The organism is Halomonas sp. SL18_1 (genome assembly GCF_055755715.1).
In genome coordinates this window covers 2,249,261-2,275,138 of record NZ_JBVTRK010000001.1, presented here as the reverse complement: position 1 = coordinate 2,275,138, position 25,878 = coordinate 2,249,261, and the positions used below count along the sequence as shown (strand labels likewise).

Below are 25,878 nucleotides of genomic sequence, written 5' to 3'. Positions count from 1 at the left end.
CCTTGTCAGATCCGCCCGGTCACGTCTCTCGCTCTCAGCTTGCCCCTCGACTCCGTTCAAGCACAACTGCCGCGATCAACGCTGGCTGACCTGGCGCTCTCGCTGGGCACGGCTCTCCGGATTCACGCGCAGCAGATGATTGATGTCGTCCAGCACATCACGCGCCGCCACCCCAGGCGGATAGGTCAGCAGCGCCTCACCGCCCGGCGCCAGCAACCAGGCACGCCCCGGCGACTGCCACTCGGGCGGCTGACCGCGCCAGTTCGCTTGCCACTCTCCCGGCAGCACCTCGCCGCTGCCGCCGATCCTCAGGCGCCCCAGCCGCGGCGCCTCACGCCCCAGGGCGCGGTGCAGGCGCCACCACTGGTCGGCAAGTGCGGCACAGTCCTGGGAACAGTCGAAGGCCAGCAGCCAGACATCCGCCTCGCCCGCGTCACCGAGCTCGGCGAGCGGCCAGTGGGCAAGTGACGGAATCGCCGGGGCAAGCTCGCCGTGGGCGGTACGCTGCTCGGGAATGCCGATGCGCCACTGCAGCATGGCCCAGGCGGTCGTCAGCGGCAGCGCGAAGATGGCGATCAATGCGATCAGCTTCAGCCGCTGACGGCGAGGGTTCAGGGGGCGACGGGGTCTTATGGCTTGCTGGGGCGCGCGGGATTCTCCTCGGAACAGACAAGACGGCGGCTCTCCCGGCGGTCGCGGGCCAGGCGGCGACCACCGATCACCATGACCGCCAGAGCGGCCAGGGCGAGCCCCCACCACTGTACGGCATAGCCCAGATGGCGACTGGGCGGCATCACGCTGGGCTGCCACCAGGCCTTGAGCCGGCCGGGCCCGCTCTCCTGATGCAGCCAGCCGGCATGGGCGAAGTCGCCCAGCTCGCGCCAGGCCAAGGGGTCGATCTGCTGCAGGCGCCGACCTTCGCGATTGGGCCCGTACAGGGGCCCGGCATCCCCAGCGGGCTGCCAGTGTCCCTGCAGGGTGACGCGACCCTCCGGGGTGGCCACGCTGGGCATGTCACGCGTCGGCCCGGTCTCCAGGAAGCCGCGCTGGATCAGCCACAGGCGTCCGTCATCGGTGCGTAGCGGCGTCAGCGCGGCCACGCCCAGGCGGCCGTCGAGGATCCGGTTATCCAGAAACAGGGTCTCGTCGCCCAGGAATTCACCGCTCAGGATCAGGCTGGCCCCGTTGGGCGGCGACTCGGTGGGAGCCTCCAGGGTGGGCGCGCGCTCCAGGGCGGCAAGATACTCGCGCTTGTCCTCGGCCCGCTCCCACTGCCATAGTCCCAGAGCGAGGCCGAGCGCCACCAGCAGCGACCAGAGGGCACACCAGAGCCCCAGTCGCCAGCCCGGCAGGCCGCTGGCCGCCCTCCGCCCCTCCCCTGACGCCTGACCTTTCATGGAGTGTGCCATGTTCTTGAAGACCCTGATCGCCGTGGTATTCCTGGCCATGGTGGCCAGCCTCGCTGCTGGAGCCGGCTTTCTGCTGCGTGACGGCACCCAGTCCCGCCGCCTGCTGACCTCCCTGAAAGTTCGCGTGGGCCTGGCGGCACTGCTGATTGCCCTGCTCTTCTACGGTTTCTTCTTCGGCAGCCTGGGCGGTTAGCCCCGCCGACCCTGACAGACCAGCGCGGGCTGTTCGCGGCCGGCGCCTCAGAACACGTAGACGAAGAGGAACAGGCCGATCCAGACCACGTCGACGAAGTGCCAGTACCAGCAGGAGGCCTCAAAACCGAAGTGGTCCTCTCGCGTAAAGTGCTGGCGAATCACGCGCACCAGCATCACCGCCAGGATAATGGTGCCGACGATGACGTGAACCCCGTGAAACCCGGTCAGGATAAAGAAGGTGGCACCGTAGATGCCCGCCTCCAGCGTGATGCCGTAGTGGGCGTAGGCCTCGTAGTACTCCACGCCCTGAATGACGATGAAGCAGAGCCCCAGCAGCACCGTGCCCGCCAGCCAGTTGCGACAGACGCGCCGGTGCCCCTCCTTCAGGGCCTCGTGGGCCACGGTCAGGGTGATGCTCGAGGAGACTAGGATCAGGGTGTTGACCAGGGGCAGATGCCAGGGACTGAAGACCTGCGCCGGCCCGGGCACCGAAGGATCGGGCGGGCTGAGCAGCGGCCAGTGGGCAGTGAACTCCGGCCACAGCAGGGCGCTGATGCCCTTCTCCCCTTCACCGCCCAGCCAGGGCAAGGCGAAGGTACGCACGTAGAAGAGCGCACCGAAGAAGGCCGCGAAGAACATCACCTCGGAGAAGATGAACCAGCCCATCCCCCAGCGAAAGGAGCGGTCCATCTGGCTGTCATAGAGACCGCTGCGCGACTCGTGCACCACGTCGCGAAACCATAGCGCCATGACGGCCACCACCGCCACCATGCCGGCCAGCATGATCAGGCTGCCGCGATCGTAGACCAGCACCATGCCGAGCCCCACCATCATGACGCCGAGTGCCACCGAGCCGAGCACCGGCCACTTGCTGGTGGCTGGAACGTAGTAGCTGCCGCTCATGCCTCATCTCCTTCCAGTCCTTCCAGGGCCTTGGCGCTCGCCTGAAGCGTTGGCTCGCCTCTCTCCACCGGGTAGAGGGTGTACACCAGGGTCACGGTATTGACGTCTGCGGGCAGGTCGTGGCTGAGCTGGAACACCAGCGGCAGCTCGAGCCGTTCACCGGCCTCCAGGCGCTGCTCCTCGAAGCAGAAGCAGCTGGCCTTGCGAAGGTGCGGCGAGGCCCGTGACGGCGAGACGCTGGGCACCGCGCGCCCCCAGCTCTCACCGTTGCTCCGGTTATTGAACGAGAAATTGACCTCGGTGGACTGCCCCGGATGCACGCGGACCTGCCGGGTCTCTACATCCAGCCGCCAGGGCAGCCCAGAACCACTTCGCGTTACGAACTGCACGGTAACGTAGCGCGACTGATCCACCTCCTCCTTGACCAGCGCCTGGGCCGAGGTATTCACCTTGCCGTTGATGCCCGTGACCTCGCAAAAGACGTCATAGAGCGGCACCAGCGCAAAGGCGAAGGCAAACATCCCGACCAGGGCGGCCACGCTGCGCCATACCGTGCGGCGTATTCCCCGCTGCGCTTCTTGATCCATGTCGCTGCGTTTCATATCGCATCCTCCTGCTCACAGCCCCGGTGTCAGTGCTCCGGCCGGCGGTAGGTGGGCGGCGTTTCGAACGTATGCAGCGGCGCCGGGCTCGGCACGGTCCACTCCAGGTCCTCGGCGTAGTCCCAGGCCTGGGCCGGGGCCCTTTTGCCCCGCGCACGCAGAGGATCACCACCGCGACGAACAGCAGCTGGGAGAAGCCGAACAGGAAGGCGCCCAGGCTCGACACCAGGTTAAAATCGGCGAACTGCAGGGCGTAGTCGGGAATTCGCCGCGGCATACCGGCCAGCCCGGAGAAGTGCATCGGGAAGAAGGTCAGGTTGACCCCGATCACCGACAGCCAGAAGTGCCACTGGGCGAGACGCTCATGGGGATAGTGGCCGGTCCACTTGGGCAGCCAGTAGTAGACCCCCGCCATGATCGCGAACACCGCTCCCGGGACCAGCACGTAGTGGAAGTGTGCCACCACGAAATAGGTATCGTGATACTGGAAGTCGGCCGGGGCGATGGCCAGCATCAGCCCCGAGAAGCCGCCGATGGTGAACAGCACCACGAAGGCCAGGGCGAACAGCATCGGCGGCTCGAAGCTGATCGAGCCGCGAAACAGGGTGGTGATCCAGTTGAAGACCTTCACCCCGGTGGGCACCGCGATCAGCATGGTGGCGTACATGAAGAACAGCGTGGCGGCCAGCGGCAGGCCCACCACGAACATGTGGTGCGCCCACACCAGAAACGACAGGACGGCAATGGCCGCGGTTGCGTAGACCATCGAGGCGTAGCCGAACAGCGGCTTGCGGGCGAAGGTCGGAATGATCGCCGACACGATGCCAAAGGCCGGCAGGATCATGATGTACACCTCGGGATGCCCGAAGAACCAGAACAGATGCTGGAACAGTACCGGGTCGCCGCCACCGGAGGCATCGAAGAAGCTGGTGCCGAAGTTGATGTCCATGAGCATCATGGTGATCACCCCGGCCAGCACCGGCATCACCGCGATCAGCAGGAAGGCGGTGATCAGCCAGGTCCAGACGAACAGCGGCATGTCCATCATGCGCATGCCCGGGGCGCGCATGTTGAGAATGGTGGCAATGATGTTGATCGCGCCCAGGATCGAGCTGATCCCGGCGATGTGCAGTGCCAGGATGAAGAAGGTCGTCGAGGGTGGCCCATAGGTGGTGGAAAGCGGCGCGTAGAAGGTCCACCCGAAGTTGGGCCCGCCACCGGGCATGAACATCGTCGCCAGCAGCAGGGTGAAGGCCACCGGCAGCAACCAGAAGCTGAAGTTGTTGAGCCGCGGCAGCGCCATGTCGGGGGCACCGATCTGCAGCGGGATCATCCAGTTGGCCAGGCCGGTGAAGGCCGGCATCACCGCCGCAAAGACCATGATCAGCCCATGCATGGTGGTCATCTGGTTGAAGAACTCCGGCTGAATCAGCTGCATGCCGGGCTGGAACAGCTCGGCGCGCACCACCAGCGCGAAGATGCCGCCGATGAAGAACATCACCAGCGAGAAGATCAGATAGAGGCTGCCGATCTCCTTGTGATTGGTGGTCAGCAGCCAGCGCATGATGCCCTTGGGCGGCGCCTCGTGGGCGTGCCCTCCGGCGGCGGCAGTCGGACTGCTGTGCTCCAGGGACGGCTGAGGAGGTACCTTAGGGGCCATCGGAAGTCTCCCATCTCATTGTTCTGTGTCTGTCCTGGTGATCTCGACCTGGCCGCGTCAGCGTCCCAGCATGTCGGCAATCTGCGAGGGCTGGATCTCGTCATCGGCATCGTTGCCCCAGGCGTTGCGGGTATAGGTGATCACCGCTGCCAGCTCGACCGGATTGAGCGTGCTGCGAAAGGCCGGCATGGCGGTGCCGGACACGCCGTTGATGATGGTGTCAACGTGCCAGTCGAAGTCGTCGAGCATTCGCTGGTTGCCCGCCAGGGCCGGGAAGGCCGGCGGCGAGCCCTCGCCCTCCGCCTGGTGGCATGTCGCGCAGATTGCGGCATAGACGCCCTCGCCGCGCTCCATCAGCTCCTCGCGCTCCCAGTCACGATCCACCCCCAGCGCCTCCTCGGCGGCGGCCTCCTGGCGCTCGGCCAGCCAGGTGTCGAAATCGTCTTCCTCCATGGCATGCACCACGATGGGCATGAAGGCATGCCCCACACCGCACAGCTCGGCACACTGCCCGCGGTAGATCCCCGGCTCGTTGATACGCACCCAGTTCTCGTTGATGAAACCCGGAATGGTGTCCTGCTTGACGGCGAACTCCGGCACCCACCAGGAGTGGATCACGTCATCGGCGGTGAACAGAAAGCGCACCTTGCGATTGATCGGCAGCACCAGCGGCTCATCGACTTCCAGCAGGTAGTTCTCGCCAAACGGCTCATCGCGGCGAATCTGGGCGCGAGGCGTGCTGAGGTTGGACGTGAAGGCGACATCCTCGCCGAGGTACTCATAGCGCCAGCGAAACTGCTGGCCGGTCACCATGACATCGAGCTCGGCATCGGAGGCATCATAGATTTTCTTGAGCGTCGCCGTTGCCGGAATCGCCATCCCGATCAGGATCAGCATCGGAATCGCCGTCCAGATCACCTCTACGGTGGTATTCTCGTGGAAGTTCGCGGCCTTGGCGCCCTTGGAGTGGCGATAACGAAACAGCGAGTAGAACATCACCCCGAACACGATCACGCCGATGACCACGCAGATCCAGAAGATGGTCATGTGCAGGGTGTAGATCTCACTGCTGAGGTCGGTAACCCCCACCGGCATATTCCAGCCGCTGGCCAAGGCCAGCGGGCTGGTGCCGAGCAGGCTTAGCCCTCCCGCCATCCGGACGAGCAGAGTGCGCATTGACGCCTCCTGTTCTTGTCATTGTCTTTATCAGCGGCCGGCCGAGGTCAGGGTTGGCTCGTCCGTTGGCTGAACGGAACATTAGCCGCTGCTTGGAAAAAGTATAGAAGGGGTTGCCAGCCTCTTGCTGAGAGAGACGGCAGGCTGGCTAACGGACCAATCAACGCAGCCCCCCGGCAGCGAGCCTCGGCGCTGCCCAAGAAGCCGGCGAGGCCGCCAGGCTTCTGACCCAGCCTCAGCGCGCTACCAGGATGGCGATGGCGGCTATCACCGCCACCAGCCCCGCAGCCAACAGCAGCCCCACCAGAATGAAGGCGACCGGACTGCCCTGCTCGAAGTCCTCACGGCGCCGCTGCTCCTTTGCACCCCGAAGAAGGCCGCCAGCACCGATTTGACCACTCGCCACATCGCCAAGCCCCCACGCTACGCCATAGAGCCATCAGCATGGCACAGCCCGCCTCGGCAGGGAAAACTACCGCATATTGATGTGCATCAACGGCATGGATTTCCACGCGCCGGCCGGGCGGCCCAACCCGCCGGCTGACCTATACTGTAAGTGGATACACACCCTTTGATCGCCACCCTGACACAGGAGGCACAGGAGCTCGACATGACCAACAGCAAACCCGACACCGGCAACGCTCCCGCACTCGACGCGGCCAACCCGATGATGGAGTGGTGGACCCAGCAGTGGCTGCAGGGCGTTAATCCCATGGCCCGGATACAGCTGGCCTGGATGGCGAGTTTTTCCGAGGTGATGCATCAGGAGGCCCGGTTTCTGAAGGCGATGGCCGAGGCCAGCGAGCGCCTGGCCGCCTGCTACGACACCCACGGCGATGACCCCGAAAAGCTCCGCGATTGCTATCAGGACATCGCTAAGGAGATGGCCGACCACCACATGAAGCGGATGCATCACGTGGCTAACCTGCCCAACGACTTCCGCCAGCGCATCTGGGAGGAGATCTGACGCCTCCTTCCCCTGGCAGCCGGGCGGCGCCGACCTCGGTGCCGCCTTTCTGGCCTCTCAGTTCAGCCCGAACAGCCTGACCAACAGCGGCAGCACAAAGGCCGTCAAGAGCCCCGTCAACCCCATTGCCAGCCCCGAGAAGGCACCGGCCATGGCGCCGATACGCGCAAAGGCGTGGGCGGTACCGAAACCGTGGGCCGAGAGCCCCAGGGCAAAGCCTTGCACCGCAGGATCACGAATGCGCAGCAGGCGGAAGATCCCCGGCCCCAGCGCACAGCCGATGGAGCCGGTGACCAGCACCAGCCCCGCCGCCAGCGAGGGAATGCCGCCGATCTGCTCGGCGATGCCCATGGCGATGGGCGAGGTGACCGAGCGCGGCGCCAGGCTCAGCAGCGTCTCCGGCTGGGCGCCCAGCACCAGGGCCAGGCCCAGGGTGGAGCCGACCGCCGTGACGATGCCCAGGATACAGGCCAGCAGCAGCGGCCAGAGCAGGCGACGAATGCGCTCGCGATGATCGAACAGCGGAATGGCCAGCGCCACCGTGGCCGGCCCCAGCAGGAAATGGATGAACTGGGCGCCCTCGAAGTAGGTGGCATAGTCCATGTCCACCAGCAGCAGAAAACCGATCAGCAGCGCGATCGATAGGGTCACCGGGTGCACCAGCGGCGTGCCGCCCAGCATCCGATCGATCCGCACCGCCAGGGCGAAGGCCAGCAGGGTGACCAGCAGCGAGAGCAGCGGGTGGCCGGAGAGGTAGACCCACAGCTGGTCCAGCGGCACCACGGTCATGACACGTCATCCCGGGCCGCACGGCGCCGCAGACGATCGAGCACCCAGGCGGTGACCGCCAGGGTCACCGCCGTGGAGACCACCAGGGTGGCCAGGATGGCCACCAGGTCCATGCCGATCAGCCGGGCATGCACCATCAGCCCCACCCCGGCCGGCACGAACAGCAGCGTCAGATAGCGCAGCAGCCCCTCGCCGGTCAGCCGCAGGCTGTCCGGCACGCGCCCCAGCACCACCAGCCCCACCAGCAGCAGCACCATGCCCAGCACCGGGCCCGGAATCGGCAACGCCAGCCCCCGGGCCAGCAGCTCCCCGGCAAACTGGCAGGCCAGCAGGACACTCATTCCCATGACCAACGGCATGACGGCTCTCCTCGTCGGCGATCATCAGTTCGGCTTGTGGGCCTCATCCTCGGAGACCGGCACCGGCTCGGTACCGGCATTGTCGAGATCGGCCCAGGGCTCGCGCGGCGCTTCGACCCGCTCGCCGGTCCGCGCCGCAAAGCGCTCGCGATGCAGCGCCTTGAGCAGCCCGGCGATCATCAGCATGATCACCACCGAGAAGGGCAGCGCGGCCATGATCACGGCCGCCTGCAGGGTCTCCAGACCGCCGGCCATCAGCAGTACGGCGGTCAACAGCCCGAGCAGGCCGCCCCACAGCAAGCGATGGGCGGTGGGCGGCTCCGGATCGCCGCCGGCCAGAATCGTATTGATCACCAGCGTGCCCGCGTTGGCCGAGGTGATCAGATAGGTGCCGATCAGCACCACCAGCGCCGCCGACACCAGGGTCCCCACCCCACCGAGCCCCATGGCCTCGATGGTGGCGAACAGCGCCGTGGCCACGTCCTGTTCCACGGCGGCGACGATCCCCCGACACCGAACAGCTCATGATAGAGCGCCGTTCCGCCGAACAGCCCGATCCACACCACCGTGATCACGGTGGGTACCAGCAGCACCCCCATCACGAATTCCCGGAAGGTGCGCCCTCGCGAGACCCGGGCGATGAACATGCCGACGAAGGGCGACCAGGCCAGCCACCAGCCCCAGAAGAACACCGTCCACTCCGCCTGCCAGCCGTCATCCCGGGTGGCGTTGGTATGAAAGGTCATGCCCAGCAGGTTCTGGATGTAATCCCCCGCCGACTCGATGGTGATGGCCACCAGATACTGAGTGGGCCCGAACAGCAGCAGGAACACCACCACGGCGATGCTCAGCCAGAAGTTCGCCTCGGAGAGCAGGCGCACCCCGCGCTTGACCCGGACACCACCGAAAAGGTCGCCACGCTCATGATCGCCGCGGTCACCACCAGCTGCAGGGTGAGCGACGACGGCAGCCCGAACACCGCCCCCAGCCCGGCGTTCATCTGCTGCACGCCCAGGCCCAAGGTGGTAGCGATCCCAAACACGGTGCCGAACACCGCCAGCACGTCCACCGCCTCCCCAGGGGCCATTGGCGCGCTTGCCGAGAAGCGGCTGCAGCCCCGAACGGATGGTCAGCGGCAGGTGCCAACGATAGGAAAAGTAGGCCAGCACCAGAGCCACGAAGGAGAAGATCGCCCAGCCGTTGAGCCCCCAGTGAAAGTAGGTCAGCCGCATGGCCACCCGCGCCGCATCGGGGGTCATCCCCTCGGCGATGAAGGGATTCTCCTGGAACTGCAGGATCGGCTGCGCCACTGCCCAGAACAGGATGCCCACGCCGGTACCCGCAGCGAACAGCATGGCGACCCAGGAGAAGAAGGTGAACTCCGGCTGCTCGAAGTCGGCCCCCAGGCGTACGTTCTTGTAGCGCCCCACCCCGAGCCACACCATGAAGAGCAACAGAAAGGCCACCAGCAGTACGTAGTACCACTCGAGAAAGGGGTCGAGCACCGTGCGCATCAGCCCCAGGCCATGGCCCAGCTGCTCCGTAAAGAAGGCCCCGTAGATCAGCGCCACCGCCACGATGACGAAGGTCACCAGGGTGACCCGGGGGTTCATTCCCTTGAAAAGGCCGCGCTGCGCCTGCTGATACATGAACCAGTCCTTTGCATTGAAGAGTGAGCCGAAGGCGCTGCACATCATAATCCACCTGGCCGCCTCCTTCACGGTCGACCATGGCCTGCCGCACCATCCCCGCCTCGCCGCCGGTCAAATCCCAACCGATTGAATGGGAAGTACAAAAGGGGCTTTTCATTTGCCCGCCAACGCGCTAGTATACGCCTCGTTCTCGGGGGCACTGGCCACGGCCACCCAGCCCGAAAACCACGTCGGAGCGTGGCGCAGCTTGGTAGCGCGCTGCAATGGGGTTGCAGAGGTCGCAGGTTCGAATCCTGTCGCTCCGACCAGAAACATCAAGAAAAACCGCCGCTTACGGGTCATGCCGAGCGGCGGTTTTTCGTTGTGCGCCATCGCCGGGCAAGGCACGGGCGGGCTCTGGCCACGGGACTCGACGACCTGGCCACGTAAAGACAATGGATGAAGGATTAGGATCGAACGAGGAGAGGTGCGAGCAAGGGGTACGAGAAGAGAGGAAGGCGTGGCGAGCGCTGTGTGACAGGTGGACCCTCCCTGGCCCGGCGGCATCCTGCGAATCAGCAGACCGATTCGCGCTTAGCTGAAGAAGCTCGCAATGGCCTCATAAGCGGCCCGCTTGGCAAGCGCCTCGCAGGTCCAGTGGCTGAGCACTTCACAGGTGAGAGACGCTGCGTACTGGTGAGTTGGCATGAGTATTCTCCTTGTGGTGTAACGAGAAATATCATGCCCTACGCAGCGGGGGATCGGGCGAGGTGCGACACTCGGCCGCACTTTTCCTGCACAACCTGATATAGACAAAGTCGATAGATTCAGCGCAGGCACTCACCTAGCGTGACGACAGCGCCAACCGGCCATGCTGGCCACCAGCGCCAGCACGATAAGCCCTGCGGCGAGCCAGCCGAGCGCTGCCACCAGGCTTTGAAAGCCGCTGGGAACGGCGTGAGGTGGTCGAAAGCTCATGCCGTGCTCCGCCAGACGCCCCACGAGGTAGATCAGCGTCGATACCGCGGCCAGCGGCAGTGCCGCCTGCCGGCCCGCCAGCCAGCGGGTCAGGGCCCAAGGCGGACGACCCTGCTTGGTCCTGGGCCTGGACGGCGGCTTGGTCTTGGCCGCTGCGCGGCGCCCGGCCGGCTTGGCCGGCGCCTTACGCCCGGCAGCGGTCGGCTTGCGGGATGCCTTGGCGGATCGACGCCCCCGCCCCGGCAATGCCCCCGCGACCCAGCGCACGCCACGCCATAGCGCCCAGCCCAGAGTGAACAGCACGGACAGCGCCAGACTGCCCATCACCAGGACATAGGTCATGGGCGGCTCAAGCGATGCGGCCGAGCGACTTCAGGGTACGCAGCAGAAAGGTCACGCTTTCGCGGGGCTGGGCGTATTCGCTCATCAGCGCCTTCAGGCGCTGCTCAAAGGCCTGCTGCCGGGCCCGCTCGTCACTCTGCTGGGCATCCAGGCTGCGCACCGGGGGGCCCGTAGGAATCTCCGGGCGCGTTTCGGGTCGTCGAGTTCGCGAAGCGCCTCGGCGAAAGCGTCATCGAGCTCACGAAACTGCCGCAGCTTTTCGCGCTCGTCCAACTGTCGATGGGGTTTGTGATATTTCATCTGAATCCGCAATTGTTCAAAAACTGGCGGCACACGCCTTACGACAGGCGCCGAGTATACCGCCATTGCCGTTCCCGGCGAAGCGCTCGGTTAGCGCCCCACCGGCTTTAACGCCTGTTTTCGCCCACCACCACCTCTCCCCCGCTTTGACTTCCCCACCTGACAAATCGGGTGTCGAGCTGCCACGCTGAGAGTGGAACCATGGACCACCGCCAGGCTCGGGGCCAGTAAAAATGTGCACAAACGCTACCACAACGTTCCCAAACTTGCCTTTGACTAGCACCTCTAGGCATAAAGGACAAAACAATCAGTCTAGGCACATTTGGACACAATAAGGAGCGCCCACCCGCATCCGCAGCTAGCACAGTGCAGATCATCGTTTCAAGAAGATGGCGGCCATCAAGCGGCCGCCCGCAAGTACGCAAGGGGCCAGATATATGTCCAACGAGATGGTGCAGGCGGAAATCTGGCTGCAGGAGACCCTGGAAAGTCACCAGGGCATCGAGGAACTCGCCAAGCGTCTTGGCTATTCGACCTCGCAAATTCGGCGTCGTTTCAAACAGCGCTTTGGCCTATCGCCAGGCGCCTATCGTGACAGGCTGCGCCTGGAAATGGCCGCCCGCCTTCTCACGCTGACGCCTCACAGCATTGCCGAGATAGCCAAACAGTGCGGCTATCGAAACCATTCGGCGTTTAGCCGCGCCTTTCAACGCCACCACGAGCAGACTCCGCGCAGGTATCGGCAGTCCGAGCGGGAAGCGCTACGCAACCAGTGCCACGGCGGCGACCCACCAGCGTTCGAGATTCGACGGCAGCGCTGCCGCCAAGCGCTGGTCACGCGCCTCTACCGCCCCTCTCGCCGTCTGCACGACTTGAACAACTGGGCCCAGCAGGCCAGCACCGCCGAAGCCCTGCCCAGGCGATTGAGACACACCCCCGCCGTCGCGATCCTGCACAGCCTTCTGCTTCCCGGCACCGAGGAGCGCATCGACATCGGCCCGCTGCTTCCCACAGAAGACCCTCCGCGAATCGCCATCCCTTCGACCTTCCGTCTCCTGACACTGCCCGCCAGGCAGCATGCCTGCCTGGTGCTGGATAGCGTCGAGGAGATTCCTCAGGCGGTTCGTGAGCTGATCACCCTGGGGTTGCCGCTGCATGGGCGCTATGCCAGCGGCGAGCCCGCTCAGCTGCTCTCGCACCCCCAGGGGGTGGAATTACAGCTGCCTCTGCTGGCTGAATCGCAATACTGAAGGCGCAATCCTAAGGAGGCAAAACATGCCGTTGCGCCTCCCCTCGATAACTCAGCCGGGCTCGCTAGCCCGGCCACGATTCCTAATCGACATCCATCCTGATATGCCGACTGAGACGCCTACAAGGGCAATCGCGCGATAAGAACAACTCTCGTCAAGAGGTGTTACTGACGCCACGCAATGAGTCAGCGTGGCGTCATGCGATCACCCTGAGGCTTTTACCACGTTTTCGGCATCACTCTTCGACGCGCACCAGCCAGGTTTCCACCAGCTCGGAGCCGTACTCGTCTTTCCAGGCTTTCAGGGTCTTCTGGTTACCGCCGCGGGTTTCCACGACTTCGCCGGTATTGGGGTTCTTGTAGATCTTCAGTTTACGCTTGCGACGTCCGCTGCCGCTTGCCGCCGACTTGGGGGCGGCAGGCTTGGCCGCGCCCTGGGGGTCAAGCAGGTTGATCACATCGGCGGCGCTCTTGTTGAACTCGCGCATCAGCGCCTCGAGTTTGTCCTTGAACTCCAGCTCGGCTTTCAGGCGCTCGTCGTTCTGGAGCTTGTCCATTTCGGCCTGGAGCTGCTTGAGCTGCTGCTCTTTCTGGATGAACTCGCTGAGAAGTGACATGAAATCGTTTCCTTAACAAGGGAGAGTGAACAAGATGCGGCAACATTGATACCGCAACTTGGCAGCCATGACAATACCTTGGTCGATTTTTTACCCTTTCGCCATAAAAATATAGCGCCAGGATTGTGCAAGCTCCAGCTTCCGGAGCGGCTTACCCGCAATATGACTGACTAAACGTCTTGACACGGGCCAAGGTGAGCCGCAACTCAGCAAGCTTGAACGCCTTATTCAGCGGCACTTTTCGCCGCCTTGCGCTCCATCTCCGACAATGCCGGAAAGCGAGAGTATTGACACATCGCGCCCTTGGTGAAAAGCCCCATCCAACTTCGCGTCATCGAAGGACGTAGCGGTTCGACCCTGAGCGATACTGACACCGCCGCTGTTTCATAGAATGGTCAGGCCCGCTCCATCCTCGCATGCTTACGCAGCCCCTTCAGCCAGTCTACTGGGCAGCTCTGGGCGCAGCTCGCGGCCATCGCTGACAGTGCGAAAGGCACGCGTTGCAACAATCAGCTGATGCGTCTCCGCTTCTAAGGCTTGGGTGGCGGTGTCAGTTGCCTGCAGCTGGCTCGTCGTATGCTGAACGCCTTGCTCCATGTGACTCACGGCGCCGGCAATCTGGGCGATACCGCTGCTCTGCTCCGTCGAAGCAGCGCTGATCGCTTCCATCATGTCGTTGAAACGACGACTCGCCTCGACCACCCGCCCAATGGCAGCCTCCGTCTCTTCAACCGCCCCAGACCCCGCCTCGATCTCAACCCGCGTGCTTTCAATCAAACGGTGGATATCCATTGCCGCCTCGGAGGAGCGGTTGGCCAAGGCCCGCACCTCGCTTGCCACGACAGCGAAGCCTTTGCCACGCTCACCGGCACGCGCTGCCTCCACCGAGGCATTGAGTGCCAGCATATTGGTCTGGAAGGCGATGGAGTCGATCAGGGAGACGACTTCCTTCATGTCACTGGCGCTGGCAGCGATAGACCCCATACGCTGGACGACCCGCGTCATGGCCTCACCCGCGCCCTGCACCTCCTGAACATTGGAGAGTGCTAACCGGCTGGCCTGCTGCGCATTGTCGGCATTCTGGGTGACGGTCGCGGTGAGCTGCTCGGTGCTGGCTGCCGTCTGCTGAACAGATGTGGCCAGTTCATCGCTCTCCCGGGTGATTGCGGCGCTGTTTCGGCGAATGCCAGCCACCGAGGGACTCACGCGCCGAGTGCCATCATTGACGTCGAGAACGATACCCCGCAGCCCCTTCTTCATGGTCCCGAGAGCCTGCACCAGCCGGCCAATATCGTCACGGCCGTGGGCGGGAGGCTCGACGGTCAGGTTACCCGCCGCCACCTGGAGCACGAAGCCGCGCAGGCCCTCGATGGCCCGCGGGATGCGCGACCAGACGCCCAGCCCCAGGCCGAGCACCAGCGCCAGCCCCGCCAGCCCGGCGCCGAGGGGCAGCAGCTCACCGGTAAGCCGCCACTGATGAAACAGCAGACCCCCGATGGTGCCACTGGCCACCAGGGTCAGCAGGCGGGTCTGCAGCGTCACCGAGCGCCACTGCCACCTAGCGAGCCGGCTCAAGGGATGCCGACGGCGAATCTGGCCCCGCCGCAGCCCATATCCCCTCCCCCACCTTCATTCCAGGTACGGTAGACGCTATCGGCATGGCTAACCTCGTCGGCGGTTGGCTTGACCCGCAGCGAAGCGTAGCCCACTACCTGCCCCTGTTCTTTGAGCGCCACGACATTGGCACGCACCCAGTAATGATCGCCGTTCTTGCGTCGATTCTTGACCAGCCCGGACCAAATTTCGCCATTCTGGATGGTCGACCAGAAATCGGCAAAAGCCGCCGGTGGCATATCAGGATGTCGCACCAGGTTATGGTCGGCCCCCAGCAGCTCGTCCAGCGGAAAGCCGCTAACTCGGACAAAAGCCGGGTTAGCGTAGGTGATTCGTCCCTTGAGGTCGGTACGGGAAATCAACAGATCGTCATCCGCCAGCGGATATTCGACCTGGGTCACGGGAAGATTGTTGCGCATGCCTGCCCCTTTGCCTGAATTGTCGCACCTCATTGTGCTGGGGCTCGCCGCCCCTTGCCGTCAACTCTGTGGTGCCCTATTTCGACTTGCAGCACAGGAACTTTAGGGCATGTCATGACAAATAATTCACGTCGAAACACGACACTAAAGAGGCAGGTGATTTACCTCTATTGCATCTCGCAGATTCACGCTGCGGGGCGGCACCCTCCCAGGTGGCTGCCACCGAACTCCAAAAAGAGAGAGGGTACCGGCAAAAGAATTCAGAGAACCAACGCCGACAACAATAAAGTCAAGTTAAACTTGCCGCCAGCGGATTAGAACGAACGAGTCATTTCACGCGCTAACCGATTAGGACATCACTCGAGCAGATCGCGCAGTACGGCATAGACGATATCGTTGGCCATTTCCACCAGCACCACGTCGGCACCCACCCGGCGCCATTCGTAGCCGTCATAACGGGGCAGTTCGCGATAGAGGCGTTCGTCGAAGCGTTTGGCGATGCCCGGCGGCAGCGGATTGCCGCGCTCGAGGTTCTTGCGAATGCCGGGCGGCAGGCGGTCGCGGCGGTCGATTTCTACCCAGTCGCGGCGATCGCGGAAGATGCGGCGAATCTCGCGCTCATCGAAACGCGGCCCGCTGCGAAACTCGTCGCGGCGGCCCTCCCAGTCCCGGCGCTCGCCACGGCGGCTCTCCCGGTAGGCGCCCTGCTCCCGCTCGCGGCGCTCGTAGCGGCTCCCCTCACGGTAGCGGGGCTCGTCGGCGCGACGCTCGAGGCCCCGCCCCTGGCCGGGATGCCCCTGGGCCTGGCCGACGCCCTGCCCCTGGCCGCGCGCCTCCCCGGGCTGGGCCTGAGCAGGCGCCGCGATCAGCGCCAGGGAGAGGCTGAGCGCACTCGCCGCCAACAGCGGCACGGTGATTCGCTTGAACATGGCATCGACTCCCGATGGTTGACTGTCACCCACAGACTAGACCGGGAATGCGCAGGGAAGGTGCAACCGATACGGTGCCGAAGCAGCTCAGGCCAGGCCCAAGGTTGGCGGAGATGCCCTGCCAGGAGGTCCGGTCCGACGCTTCGGCGCTAGAGGCGCAGCCTCCCGGCGGGGTTGCCAGCACTGGCGATTGTCCCAGATTAATCGGCAGTAGGGTGAGGTGCCCTGGCGCCCTTGAGAAGGCCTTCGGTACTCAAGTCTTCATCAAGATCGGGCCAGTGGATGCCATAGCCACCGCCAGCGAGCTCCCAATTATCACGCTGCGCGGGGACGCCGAACAGAGCCGCGGGTACCAGGCCAGCGGCACGGAGATCGCTCGGCCATCCATCAGCTCGACAGTGAGCCGATCATCATCGATCTGCACGCTCATCACTCGCAGGTCATTATCAGATACCAAAGAATGCATGCCACGCCTCCCGCAATTGTTCCTCATGTTCACGAACCATGCGCTGTATCCGACCGAGCTCTTTGGCGGAGAACCCAATGTTACGCGCAATCACTGCATCATGCAGCCACACCTTAGCCGTTGCCCCGCCATGGTCGACATGCACATGTGGCGGCTCGTCGGGTTCGTGGCTGTAGAAGTAGAACCGGTAGCCATCTCGACGCAGAACAGTTGGCATCGCTGCTCCCCGGATCAATAGTGGTATCGACACTGAACGATCACGATGGCACTGTCGGTCACCTTGTAGACGAGCCGATGCTCCCGATCGATTCGTCGCGACCAGTACCCCGACCACTGGTGCCGCAATGGTTCGGGATCGCCCAGGCCGTCAAACGGCTGCCGCTGGATGTCCTTGATCAGCACGTTGATGCGTTTGAGGGACTTCTTGTCGCGAGACTGCCAGTAAAGGTAATCCTGCCAGGCCTGGCTGGCCCAGGTCAGCATCATGGATCGATAAGGCCATGCTCAGTGTTATCGCCCCGCTCCACCTCGGCGATGGCCTCGTTCAATCGCTGGGCGTTGTGCGGGCTCGCCATCAGGTAAGCGGTCTCTTCGTAGGACTTGAAGTCTTCTACCGACATCACGATAGCGGGCTTGCCGTTCTGGCGCGTGATCAGTACCGGCACGTGGTCATCGTTGACCCGGTCCAGCACCTTGGCCAGGTGACTGCGAAAATGGCTGTAGGTCACGGTATCCATGCTTTCCTCCTCGGGCCCATCACTCATTGTACGCATTTTGTACCTACCTGTCAGCACCAAGGGGCCAGTTCCGGTCCGACGCATCGGCGACTGGAGGCGCAGCCTCCCGGCGGTGTTGCCGGGGCTGGAGAAAACCCCAACGCAGTGGCCTCCGCCAGGGCACCTTCGGCGCCAGTCGCGATGCAGAGCAGCGCTCCTACAGCCGGAACTTTCTAATGTAGGAGCATCTTTAGATCGCGACTGGAGGCGCAGCCTCCCGGCGGGGTTGCCAAGGCAAGCGACAACCCCAACGCAGAGGCCTCCGCCGGGGCGTCTATCGGCGCCAGTCGCGATGCAGAGCAGCGCTCCTACAGCCGGAACTTTCTAATGTAGGAGCATCTTTAGATCGCGACTGGAGGCGCAGCCTCCCGGCGGTGTTGCCTACGCTGGCGATTGGCCCCAACGCGGCCGCCTCCGCCAAGGCGCCTATCGGCGCCAGTCGCGACGGGAACTCGGGGCGCCGAACCGGGCGCTCCTACAGCCGAAACTTTCTAATGTAGGAGCGTCTTTAGATCCGGTCCGACGCTTCGGCGACAGGAGGCGCAGCCTCCCGGCGGGGTTGCCTACGCTGGCGATTGGCCCCAACGCAGCGGCCTCCGCTGGGGCGCCTTCGGCGCCAGTCGCGACGGGAACCGGCGCTCCTACAGCCGAAACTTTCTAATGTAGGAAATGGGATGGACCCGTCCCTCCCTGTGCCAAGATGAGTTTGCAACGCCATCTTGGGTGCACGGGGCACCACACGGCATCTCGAAGAGAGGGTCCATCCATGAATCACATTAGCATCGTCGGGATCGATCTCGCCAAGCATGTCTTTCAACTTCACGCCGTCGATTCCAAAGGGCGGCAGGTGTTCAGCAAAACGGTGTCACGCTCGGCATTTCCCACCACGCTAGCCCAACTGCCTCGCTGCGTTGTCGCCATGGAGGCCTGCGGTGGGGCCCATTACTGGGCCAGGGAGATCCAGGCGCTGGGGCATGAGGTCCAGTTGATTCCGCCCCAGTACGTGAAGCCCTTCGTCCTCGGGCACAAGAGCGACGCCCGGGATGCCCGCGCGATTGCCGAGGCAGCGGCCCGGGATGCCACGCCACGGGTGGCGCCCAAGACACTGGAACAGCAAGCGCTGCAGGCGATGCATCGCGTGCGCTCACGGGCCATCACCAGCCGGACGGCGCTGGGTAATGAGCTGCATGGCTTGCTCGCCGAAATGGGGATCATCGTGGCCAAGGGGCACTCGGTGTTTCGCCAGGGGGAGGTCAGGCGCGTGCTCGCCGAGCATCGAGCCCAGCTGGGCGACGACCTCTTCGTGGTACTGGATGATGTCCTGGACCAGTGGCTGGCGCTGGATGCCCGCATCCGTGCCTATGATCAGCGCCTGGCACGGCTGGCCAAGACGACGCCGGTTTGTCAGCGCTTGATGAGCGTGCCCGGCATCGGGCCGGTCAATGCCACCTTGCTGGTCAGCCATATCGGCGATCCGAAACGGTTTGCCAATGGCCGCGCCTTCAGCGCCTCGATTGGCTTGGTGCCCCGCCAGCACTCGAGTGGCGGCAAGGAGCGATTGATGGGCATCTCCAGACGGGGCAACGGCGAGGTGCGTCGACAGCTCGTGCATGGTGCCCGAGCGGCCTTGCGTGCCTTGCAGCGCCAGCAACAGCCGGATCGGTTGGCACGTTGGGCATGCTCCTTGGCCGCGCGACGCGGCGCTGCCAAGGCCACTGTCGCCCTGGCGAACAAGCTCGGCAGAATCTGCTGGGCGGTGATGGCGCGTGACACGCGCTACACAGCCATGCCGTGAAGCACGAAGATGGCATGAAATAACTTAGATTCCCCCGGAGGTTGCGCAGGTACGTACGTAGATGGCAGGACAGGTCAGACCGGCTCTCCGCCACTCTGTGAAGCTGTATGGCCACTCGTGAGGCCGAGTAGGAGATCAGATCGGAGAGCGCGCATCCCATCATGGCCAGGTACCGACGAAGTGCCACTGACAGGCCGGATATAAGCGTGCAGTCTCACCCCCGCCGATACGTGTCGGGCTTGCACAACGGGACGGGTCCATATAAGCAGCTTCAGGTCCGGTCCGACGCTTCGGCGACTGGAGGCCGCAGGCCTCCCGGCGGTGTTGCCTACGCTGGCGATTGGCCACAACGCAGCGGCCTCCGCTGGGGCGCCTTCGGCGCCAGTCGCGACGGGAACCGGCGCTCCTACAGCCGAAACTTTCTAATGTAGGAGCATTTTTAGATCCGGTCCGACGCCTCGGCGACTGGAGGCGCAGCCTCCTGGCGGGGTTACCTACGCTGGCGATCAATGCCAACGCCGCCGCCTCCGCCGGGGCGCCTATCGGCGCAAGTCCCGACGGGACTCGGGGCGCCGAACCGGGCGCTCCTACAACGTTGGCGGCTGCCACGCTGCCTGCGCGCCATACCTGGCACACCAACGCCAGCGGCCGGCATCGCTGCCGGCCGCTGGATCATGCTAGGCGGGAAATGGGGGTATATACCTCGTAGGCACTACCCACCGATAATAAATTTAAGAGGTCCAGTCTCCGCCTGGCAGAGTTACAGAACCCGCGCCGGTATCACCCGAAGCGATAGTTCCCGTAACAGTGCCATCGCTATTGATGTCTATACCACCAGTACAAGCACTTCCTGAATCCGAATCAGGATCGTCTAGAATACCATCTTCTCCTGATTGCCGCAGTCGAGATTCAGTAATAAAGGCACTAGCCTCAGACTCGCAAGCAGCACGAGCGGCGCGCTCAGTGTAGCCTTGGTACTGGGGTATCGCAATCGTCGCCAAGATTCCAATAATAGCAATTACAATCAGCAGCTCAATCAGCGTAAAACCGCCCTGCGCTCGATTACGCCCCTGCACTTGCTTATTCATCTCGTTCATTCGGTTCCCCTCACCCTGATCCGATGCGTTCGCCGGGCCCTTCCGGTCGATGCCTCGGACGTTTTGTTGAAAGCCGTGGCGGGTTGGCTGCCGCTTCCCCAGCCCGGGCGGCCTTCGCCCATGCCCTGTGTTTAACGTTAATTAACAGATCGACACCGTGCAAGCACAACAGCCTTCCCACTGATGCCTCACGTCGTTATATCGTACCAAGCATACCATACTCAAGGTGAACCCAGCGTGAGAAGCCCGCTGTGCTGCACCACGGCAAACGGCTAGAATGGCCGGTATTCGAATCCACAGGCCCTGCCCCGCCCGGCGGCGTGCGCGGGCCCCGTTGCGAGGCGCCATGAACGACTACCGAACGCCCCCCGGCGCGCTGGCCGAGCAGAACCCCGCCGACGCGACCACCGCCCGCCAGCAGGCGGCGACCGGCCTGCGCGGCCTGGCCAAGCGCCTGGTGGAGTACGACCTTTTGTCGCGCCCCGCCGCGGAGCGCGCCGAGCTGGAGGCGCGCGAGACCGAGGTCACCCTGCTGCAGCACGTCATCCAGGCCGGGCTGGTCACCGCCCGCCAGGCCACCCTGGCCGCCGCCTGGGAGTACGGCCTGCCGATCATCGACCTGGACGCCGTGCGCCTGGCCAGCCTGCCGCCGTCCAGCGACTTCCCGGAGAAGCTGCTGCGCAAGCTGGGCGTGATCCCACTGGCCCGCCATACCCACCGGCTGACGGTGGCGGTGCCCTACCCCTCTACCCTGGCCCAGCTCGACGAGCTGCAGTTCGCCACCGGGCTCAGCATCGAGGCGGTGCTGGCGCCGGTGGACCAGCTCGCCCCAGTGCTGGAGGCCTACCTGGCCCAGGGAGAGGCGAGCCTGATGGACGAGCTGGACGGGGTCGACGCCGCCGTGGGCGCCCTGGAGTACGACGACGGCCAGGACATCACCGAAGAGGGCACTACCGACGTCGCCCAGAGCACCGCCGACGACGCCCCCATCGTCAAGTTCGTCAACAAGGTGCTGCTCGACGCCATCCGCCGCGGCGCCTCGGACATCCACTTCGAGCCCTACGAGACCAGCTACCGGGTGCGCATGCGCATCGACGGCATGCTGGTGGAGGCGGCCCGCCCGCCCTTCGCCATGCGCACCCGCATCGCCGCGCGCCTGAAGGTGATGTCGCGGCTGGACATCTCCGAGCGCCGCCTGCCCCAGGACGGCGCCATCAAGCTCAAGGTCTCCCGCTCGCGCTCCATCGACTTTCGCGTCAACTCGCTGCCCACCGTCTACGGCGAGAAGATCGTGCTGCGGATTCTCGACCCCGCCTCGGCGAAGATCGGCATCGATGCGCTGGGCTTCACGCCCGATCAGCGCGCCATGTACGAGGCGGTGCTGGCTCACCCCCAGGGCATGATCCTGGTCACCGGCCCCACCGGCAGCGGCAAGACGGTAACCCTCTACACCGGGCTCAATATCCTCAACCTGGTGGAGCGCAATATCTGCACCGCCGAGGACCCGGTGGAGATCAAGGTGCCGGGGGTCAACCAGGTCAACGTGCTGCCGCGCATCGGCCTGGACTTCGCCAGCGCCCTGCGCGCCTTCCTGCGCCAGGACCCGGACGTGGTGATGGTGGGCGAGATCCGCGACCTGGAGACCGCCGAGATCGCCGTCAAGGCCGCCCAGACCGGCCACCTGGTGCTCTCCACGGTACACACCAACTCCGCCGCCGAGACCCTCACCCGCCTGGCCAACATGGGCGTGCCGCCGTTCAATATCGCCAGCTCCGTGAGCCTGATCATCGCCCAGCGCCTGGCCCGCCGGCTCTGCAAGCACTGCCGGCAGCCGGCGGAGATTCCCCGGGAGGCCCTGCTGCAGGAGGGCTTCACCGAGCAGGAGGTGGAAGAGGCCACCGTCTTCGAGCCGGTGGGCTGCATGCACTGCACCCACGGCTACAAGGGCCGGGTGGGCATCTACGAGGTGGTACCGGTCTCCGAGGCCATGAGCCAGCTGATCATGCGCAACGGCAACTCCATGGACTTCGACCGTCAGGCCCGGAAGGAGGGCCACCCCGACCTGCGTCGCAGCGGCCTGCTGAAGGTGATGCAGGGCGTCACCAGCTTGACTGAGGTCAACCGAGTCACCAAGGATTGATGTTAATTATCATAATAACCGATCAGTATCATTCGACACGCTGACTGGCAGGGCCCCCGTAATGGCGACCAAGACCGCAAGACCTCCGCAGAAGATGAAGCTCTACCGCTGGCGCTGGTCCGGCAAGGGGCCCGGCGGGCGCCTGGTGACCGGCGAGATCGTCGCCCCGGACAAGCGCGAGGTGGAGAAGGAGCTCTCCGGCCAGAACATCATCATCAAGAACGTGCGCCGCAAGAGCGGGCTGAGCGGCGGCATGGGCAAGATCAAGCCCCGCGACGTGATGCTCTTCGCCCGCCAGATGGCCACCATGATCCGCGCCGGGGTGCCGGTGCTGCAGGCCTTCCAGGTGGTGGCCGAGAGCATCCGCAAGCCGGCCATGAGCGCGGTGGTGCAGCAGATGATGAACGCCGTGGCGGCGGGCTCAAGCTTCTCCCAGGCGCTGCGCCAGCACCCCGAGCACTTCGACTCGCTGTTCTGCAACCTGGTTGAGGCCGGCGAGAGCTCCGGGTCGCTGGATCGCATGCTCGACCGCATCGCCACCTACAAGGAGAAGATCGAGTCGATCAAGGGGCGGGTCAAGAAGGCGCTGTGGTACCCGGCGGCGGTGATCGCGGTGGGCTTCGGGGTCACCGCGCTGCTGCTGATCAAGGTGGTGCCGCAGTTCGAGAGCCTTTTCCAGGGCTTCGGCGCGGAGCTGCCGGCCATGACCCAGATGACCATCGCACTCTCCGAGTTCGCCCAGCAGTACTGGCTGTGGGGGCTGGGCATGTTGGTCGCCTTTATCTATCTGCTGCGCCAGGGCATGAAGCGCTCGGAGAGCTTCGCCTACCGCATGCACCGCTTCGCGCTGAAGATCCCGGTGATCGGCGATATCCTCGACAAGTCGGCGGTGGCCCGCTACTCGCGCACCCTGGCCACCACCTACGGGGCCGGGGTGCCGATGGTGGATTCGCTGGACATCGCCGCCGGGGCCGCCGGCAATAAGGTCTACGAGCGCGCCACCCGCCGGGTGCGCGAGGACGTGGCCACCGGCCAGCAGCTCCATTTCGCCATGCGCCTGGCCGAGCGCTTTCCGCCGCTGGCGGTGCAGATGGTGGGCATCGGCGAGGAGTCCGGCTCTCTGGACGCCATGCTCAACCGGGTGGCCGACTACTACGAGGAGGAGGTCGACAACAAGGTCGACGCCCTGACCTCGCTGCTCGAACCCTTTATCATTGTGGTGCTGGGCGTGCTGGTGGGCGGCCTGGTGATCTCCATGTATCTGCCCATCTTCGAACTGGGCACGGTGCTCTAGAAGACCCAGGGGCGAGGGGCAAGCCCCCTCGAACCTCGAACCTCGAACCTCGAACCTCGAACCTCGAGCTTAATTAAGGATGCACCCCTTTGCTGGACCTCCCCCCACCCTGCTATGGCCGCTGGTCGCTTTCCTGGGCCTCTGCCTGGGCAGTTTTCTCAACGTGGTGATCACCCGCCTGCCGGTGATGCTGATGCTGGGCTGGCGGGCCGAGGCCCGCGAGGCGCTGGAGCTGCCCGAGGAGAGCCCGGCGCGCTTCAACCTGCTGGTGCCCCCCTCGATCTGCCCCCGCTGCGAGACGCCTATCGCCTGGCACGACAACCTGCCGCTGGTGGGCTGGTTCAAGCGCCGCGGGCGCTGCGCCCACTGCGAGGCACCGATCAGCCCCCAGTACCCGCTGGTGGAGCTGGCCGGCGGCGTCCTGGCGCTGGCGGTGCTGGCGCTCTACGGCTCCAGCTGGCCGGCGCTGTTCGTCTACGGCGCCTGCCTGGCGCTGCTGGCGCTGGCGGTGATCGACCTGCGCACCCAGCTGCTGCCGGACCTGATCACCCTGCCGCTGCTCTGGGCGGGGCTGGCCTATCAGCTGCTGTTCCAGCCGCTGATGCTGCCAAGCGCGGTAATCGGCGCCATGGCCGGCTATCTCGCCCTGTGGAGCTTCTACTGGCTGTTCAAGCTGGTGACCGGCAAGGAGGGCATGGGCTACGGCGACTTCAAGCTGCTCGCCGCCCTGGGCGCCTGGCTGGGCTGGCAGTATCTGCCCATGGTGCTGATTCTCTCCGCCGGGGTGGGCGCCCTGGTGGGCATCGCCGCCCAGCTGGCGATTCCCCGGCTGCGCGGCGCCCCCATGCCCTTCGGCCCCTTCCTCGCCATGGCCGGCTGGATCGCCCTGCTGGCGGGCGAGCCGCTGATGGCCGCCTATACCGGGCTGCTGCTATGAGCGGCGGGCATAGGAGGTCGCCATGATCGTCGGCGTCACCGGCGGCATCGCCTCGGGGAAGTCCACCGTGGCCCGCGCCTTCGAGGAGCACGGCATCCCCTGGGTGGACGCCGACGACGTGGCCCGAGAGGTGGTCGAGCCCGGCGAGCCGGCGCTGGCCGAGATCGCCGCGCGCTATGCCCGAACGGGGCAGGCGGTGCTCCAGGCCGACGGCACCCTGAACCGCCGGGCGCTGCGGGAGATCGTCTTCGGCGACCCGGCGGAGCGGCGCTGGCTGGAGTCGGTCACCCACCCGCGCATCCGCGAGCGGCTGGGCGAGCACCTGGCGCGGCTGCAGGCCGGCGGCGCCCCCTACGTGCTGCTGGTCTCGCCGCTGCTGTTCGAGTCGGGCCAGGCCAGCATGGTGGACCGCTGCCTGGTGATCGACGTGCCGGAGCGGGTGCAGATCGCCCGCACCGCCGCGCGCGACGACGTGGACGAGGCCCAGGCCAGGGCCATCGTCGCCGCCCAGCTGCCCCGCGCCGAGCGCCTGGCCCGGGCCGACGAGGTGATCGACAACGGCGGCAGCGAAGAAGCCATGCGTCGGCGGGTCGCCGAGCTGGATCGACGCTATCGAGAGCTGGCGCGCCATCGCCCCGAGACCTGTTAAAAGACTTTTAAAAGGTCTATAGTGCTGTCAGCTGACGTATCAGGAGTGATTCACATGCCCCATACCATCCTGGCCAACACCACTGCCAGCATCTCCGAACTCAAGAAAAACCCGATGGCTACCGTGGCGGCAGGTGAAGGCTTCCCGGTAGCCGTGCTCAACCGAAATGAACCCGCCTTCTACTGTATTCCGGCCGCTGCCTATGAAGAGCTGCTCGAGAAGCTCGAGGATGCTGAGCTTAACCGGATAGCCGATGAGCGCAGCCAGCAGCCTGAAATTGCGGTAAGACTGGATGATCTATGAGTTACGCTTCCGCAAGGAGGCGTTGAAGGAGTGGCGAAAGCTGGACGGAAGCGTTCGCGCTCAGTTCAAGAAGAAGTTGACAGCCATTCTGGACTCACCTGCGGTTCCGGCGGCCCGCCTGCATGGCAGCCGCGACAGATACAAGATCAAGCTTCGCAGTGCTGGCTACCGCCTCGTCTATGAGGTAAGAAACAATGAACTGGTTGTCGTCGTGATTGCCATCGGCAAACGAGAGCGAAATGACGTTTACTTGAAAGCCGGGAAACGACACTGACCTGAAGG

30 protein-coding genes, 1 tRNA gene and 2 pseudogenes are annotated in these 25,878 nt (G+C 64.7%); 11 read left to right on the top strand and 22 right to left on the bottom strand.

What is annotated here, in order from left to right:
- Positions 1–75: 75 nt before the first annotated feature.
- Together ACSJDS_RS11570 and ACSJDS_RS11565 are read right to left on the bottom strand one after the other, a co-directional pair.
- Positions 76–579, bottom strand: coding sequence for a hypothetical protein (locus ACSJDS_RS11570; protein WP_473033408.1), 504 nt, complete (start codon positions 577–579; stop codon positions 76–78).
- A gap of 50 nt (positions 580–629) precedes the next feature.
- Positions 630–1,397, bottom strand: a complete 768-nt coding sequence (locus ACSJDS_RS11565) for an SURF1 family protein (protein WP_473033407.1) — start codon at positions 1,395–1,397, stop codon at positions 630–632.
- 10 nt (positions 1,398–1,407) lie between these two features.
- On the opposite strand from ACSJDS_RS11565, the gene ACSJDS_RS11560 reads away from it, so the two are divergent.
- On the top strand, positions 1,408–1,602 hold the full coding sequence (locus ACSJDS_RS11560; protein ID WP_473033405.1) for a DUF2909 family protein: 195 nt from the start codon (positions 1,408–1,410) through the stop codon (positions 1,600–1,602).
- Between the two features lie 47 nt (positions 1,603–1,649).
- Here the strand turns inward: ACSJDS_RS11560 and ACSJDS_RS11555 are convergent, their stop codons facing one another.
- The 5 genes and pseudogenes from ACSJDS_RS11555 to ACSJDS_RS11535 all read right to left on the bottom strand — a co-directional run bounded on the left by ACSJDS_RS11555 (position 1,650) and on the right by ACSJDS_RS11535 (position 6,351).
- Positions 1,650–2,507 (bottom strand): cytochrome c oxidase subunit 3, encoded by an 858-nt coding sequence (locus ACSJDS_RS11555; protein ID WP_473033403.1) that lies wholly within the window; start codon positions 2,505–2,507, stop codon positions 1,650–1,652.
- Positions 2,504–3,109 carry a cytochrome c oxidase assembly protein gene (locus tag ACSJDS_RS11550; protein WP_473033401.1) on the bottom strand — a complete coding sequence of 202 codons (606 nt, stop codon included), beginning with the start codon at positions 3,107–3,109 and terminating at the stop codon, positions 2,504–2,506. The genes ACSJDS_RS11555 and ACSJDS_RS11550 overlap by 4 nt, the downstream gene beginning before the upstream one ends.
- A gap of 29 nt (positions 3,110–3,138) precedes the next feature.
- A pseudogene (gene ctaD, locus ACSJDS_RS11545) lies at positions 3,139–4,769 on the bottom strand (cytochrome c oxidase subunit I).
- Between the two features lie 57 nt (positions 4,770–4,826).
- Positions 4,827–5,945, bottom strand: a complete 1,119-nt coding sequence (gene coxB, locus ACSJDS_RS11540; RefSeq protein WP_473033399.1) for a cytochrome c oxidase subunit II — start codon at positions 5,943–5,945, stop codon at positions 4,827–4,829.
- A 235-nt stretch (positions 5,946–6,180) separates the two neighbouring features.
- On the bottom strand, positions 6,181–6,351 hold the full coding sequence (locus ACSJDS_RS11535; RefSeq protein WP_473033398.1) for a DUF2970 domain-containing protein: 171 nt from the start codon (positions 6,349–6,351) through the stop codon (positions 6,181–6,183).
- Between the two features lie 204 nt (positions 6,352–6,555).
- Here ACSJDS_RS11535 and ACSJDS_RS11530 point away from each other — a divergent pair, with 204 nt between their 5' ends.
- On the top strand, positions 6,556–6,912 hold the full coding sequence (locus tag ACSJDS_RS11530; protein WP_473033396.1) for a hypothetical protein: 357 nt from the start codon (positions 6,556–6,558) through the stop codon (positions 6,910–6,912).
- 57 nt (positions 6,913–6,969) lie between these two features.
- On the opposite strand, the gene ACSJDS_RS11525 is transcribed toward ACSJDS_RS11530, so the two are convergent.
- From ACSJDS_RS11525 to ACSJDS_RS11510, 4 genes are read right to left on the bottom strand one after another with little or no spacing between them, the layout of a single operon-like run.
- Positions 6,970–7,701, bottom strand: a complete 732-nt coding sequence (locus tag ACSJDS_RS11525; RefSeq protein WP_473033395.1) for an LrgB family protein — start codon at positions 7,699–7,701, stop codon at positions 6,970–6,972.
- A complete protein-coding gene (locus tag ACSJDS_RS11520) occupies positions 7,698–8,060 on the bottom strand; it encodes a CidA/LrgA family protein (protein WP_473033394.1) in 363 nt (120 codons plus the stop codon). The genes ACSJDS_RS11525 and ACSJDS_RS11520 overlap by 4 nt, the downstream gene beginning before the upstream one ends.
- A 24-nt stretch (positions 8,061–8,084) precedes the next feature.
- Positions 8,085–8,540: a BCCT family transporter gene (locus ACSJDS_RS11515; RefSeq protein ID WP_473033393.1), complete on the bottom strand. Its 456-nt coding sequence runs from the start codon at positions 8,538–8,540 to the stop codon at positions 8,085–8,087.
- A complete protein-coding gene (locus ACSJDS_RS11510) occupies positions 8,456–9,709 on the bottom strand; it encodes a BCCT family transporter (protein WP_473033391.1) in 1,254 nt (417 codons plus the stop codon). The genes ACSJDS_RS11515 and ACSJDS_RS11510 overlap by 85 nt, the downstream gene beginning before the upstream one ends.
- Positions 9,710–9,943: 234 nt before the next feature.
- Between ACSJDS_RS11510 and ACSJDS_RS11505 the strand changes: the two genes are divergently transcribed.
- Positions 9,944–10,020 (top strand) — tRNA-Pro (locus ACSJDS_RS11505).
- A gap of 511 nt (positions 10,021–10,531) precedes the next feature.
- Here ACSJDS_RS11505 and ACSJDS_RS11500 read toward each other — a convergent pair.
- Both ACSJDS_RS11500 and ACSJDS_RS11495 read right to left on the bottom strand, forming a co-directional pair.
- Complete coding sequence (locus ACSJDS_RS11500; protein WP_473033390.1) at positions 10,532–11,011, bottom strand: hypothetical protein; 480 nt, start codon at positions 11,009–11,011, stop codon at positions 10,532–10,534.
- A 7-nt stretch (positions 11,012–11,018) separates the two neighbouring features.
- Positions 11,019–11,171 (bottom strand): hypothetical protein, encoded by a 153-nt coding sequence (locus tag ACSJDS_RS11495; protein WP_473033389.1) that lies wholly within the window; start codon positions 11,169–11,171, stop codon positions 11,019–11,021.
- A 529-nt stretch (positions 11,172–11,700) separates the two neighbouring features.
- Here ACSJDS_RS11495 and ACSJDS_RS11490 point away from each other — a divergent pair.
- A complete protein-coding gene (locus ACSJDS_RS11490) occupies positions 11,701–12,561 on the top strand; it encodes a helix-turn-helix domain-containing protein (RefSeq protein ID WP_473033388.1) in 861 nt (286 codons plus the stop codon).
- Positions 12,562–12,796: 235 nt separating this feature from the next.
- On the opposite strand, the gene ACSJDS_RS11485 is transcribed toward ACSJDS_RS11490, so the two are convergent.
- The 8 genes and pseudogenes from ACSJDS_RS11485 to ACSJDS_RS11450 all read right to left on the bottom strand — a co-directional run bounded on the left by ACSJDS_RS11485 (position 12,797) and on the right by ACSJDS_RS11450 (position 17,342).
- Positions 12,797–13,177 (bottom strand): histone-like nucleoid-structuring protein, MvaT/MvaU family, encoded by a 381-nt coding sequence (locus ACSJDS_RS11485; protein ID WP_473033387.1) that lies wholly within the window; start codon positions 13,175–13,177, stop codon positions 12,797–12,799.
- 420 nt (positions 13,178–13,597) lie between these two features.
- Positions 13,598–14,719, bottom strand: coding sequence for a methyl-accepting chemotaxis protein (locus ACSJDS_RS11480; RefSeq protein WP_473033386.1), 1,122 nt, complete (start codon positions 14,717–14,719; stop codon positions 13,598–13,600).
- A 29-nt stretch (positions 14,720–14,748) separates the two neighbouring features.
- Positions 14,749–15,210, bottom strand: a complete 462-nt coding sequence (locus tag ACSJDS_RS11475; RefSeq protein ID WP_473033385.1) for a PAS domain-containing protein — start codon at positions 15,208–15,210, stop codon at positions 14,749–14,751.
- Between the two features lie 356 nt (positions 15,211–15,566).
- Positions 15,567–16,139, bottom strand: coding sequence for an anti-virulence regulator CigR family protein (locus ACSJDS_RS11470; RefSeq protein ID WP_473033384.1), 573 nt, complete (start codon positions 16,137–16,139; stop codon positions 15,567–15,569).
- A 200-nt stretch (positions 16,140–16,339) separates the two neighbouring features.
- A pseudogene (locus tag ACSJDS_RS11465) lies at positions 16,340–16,569 on the bottom strand (DUF2442 domain-containing protein).
- Between the two features lie 16 nt (positions 16,570–16,585).
- Positions 16,586–16,822, bottom strand: coding sequence for a DUF4160 domain-containing protein (locus ACSJDS_RS11460; protein WP_473033383.1), 237 nt, complete (start codon positions 16,820–16,822; stop codon positions 16,586–16,588).
- A gap of 14 nt (positions 16,823–16,836) precedes the next feature.
- Entirely contained in the window at positions 16,837–17,091 is a 255-nt protein-coding gene (locus ACSJDS_RS11455; protein ID WP_473033382.1) for a Txe/YoeB family addiction module toxin, read from the bottom strand.
- Complete coding sequence (locus ACSJDS_RS11450; RefSeq protein WP_473033381.1) at positions 17,088–17,342, bottom strand: type II toxin-antitoxin system Phd/YefM family antitoxin; 255 nt, start codon at positions 17,340–17,342, stop codon at positions 17,088–17,090. Before ACSJDS_RS11450 ends, ACSJDS_RS11455 begins: the two co-directional genes overlap by 4 nt.
- Positions 17,343–18,147: 805 nt before the next feature.
- On the opposite strand from ACSJDS_RS11450, the gene ACSJDS_RS11445 reads away from it, so the two are divergent.
- The gene (locus ACSJDS_RS11445; protein WP_473033380.1) at positions 18,148–19,176 is read left to right on the top strand and encodes an IS110 family RNA-guided transposase; all 1,029 of its coding nucleotides are present in this window, start codon (positions 18,148–18,150) and stop codon (positions 19,174–19,176) included.
- A gap of 731 nt (positions 19,177–19,907) precedes the next feature.
- On the opposite strand, the gene ACSJDS_RS11440 is transcribed toward ACSJDS_RS11445, so the two are convergent.
- The gene (locus tag ACSJDS_RS11440) at positions 19,908–20,273 is read right to left on the bottom strand and encodes a pilin (protein WP_473033379.1); all 366 of its coding nucleotides are present in this window, start codon (positions 20,271–20,273) and stop codon (positions 19,908–19,910) included.
- Between the two features lie 346 nt (positions 20,274–20,619).
- Here ACSJDS_RS11440 and pilB point away from each other — a divergent pair, with 346 nt between their 5' ends.
- From pilB to ACSJDS_RS11410, 6 genes are all read left to right on the top strand, one after another.
- The gene (gene pilB / locus ACSJDS_RS11435) at positions 20,620–22,413 is read left to right on the top strand and encodes a type IV-A pilus assembly ATPase PilB (RefSeq protein WP_473033378.1); all 1,794 of its coding nucleotides are present in this window, start codon (positions 20,620–20,622) and stop codon (positions 22,411–22,413) included.
- A gap of 61 nt (positions 22,414–22,474) precedes the next feature.
- Entirely contained in the window at positions 22,475–23,707 is a 1,233-nt protein-coding gene (locus ACSJDS_RS11430) for a type II secretion system F family protein (protein WP_473033377.1), read from the top strand.
- Between the two features lie 79 nt (positions 23,708–23,786).
- A complete protein-coding gene (locus ACSJDS_RS11425; RefSeq protein WP_473033376.1) occupies positions 23,787–24,644 on the top strand; it encodes a prepilin peptidase in 858 nt (285 codons plus the stop codon).
- A gap of 22 nt (positions 24,645–24,666) precedes the next feature.
- The gene (gene coaE, locus ACSJDS_RS11420; RefSeq protein WP_473033375.1) at positions 24,667–25,293 is read left to right on the top strand and encodes a dephospho-CoA kinase; all 627 of its coding nucleotides are present in this window, start codon (positions 24,667–24,669) and stop codon (positions 25,291–25,293) included.
- A gap of 54 nt (positions 25,294–25,347) precedes the next feature.
- Positions 25,348–25,596 (top strand): type II toxin-antitoxin system Phd/YefM family antitoxin, encoded by a 249-nt coding sequence (locus ACSJDS_RS11415; RefSeq protein ID WP_473033374.1) that lies wholly within the window; start codon positions 25,348–25,350, stop codon positions 25,594–25,596.
- Complete coding sequence (locus tag ACSJDS_RS11410) at positions 25,586–25,870, top strand: type II toxin-antitoxin system RelE family toxin (protein ID WP_473033373.1); 285 nt, start codon at positions 25,586–25,588, stop codon at positions 25,868–25,870. Before ACSJDS_RS11415 ends, ACSJDS_RS11410 begins: the two co-directional genes overlap by 11 nt.
- Positions 25,871–25,878 lie beyond the last annotated feature (8 nt).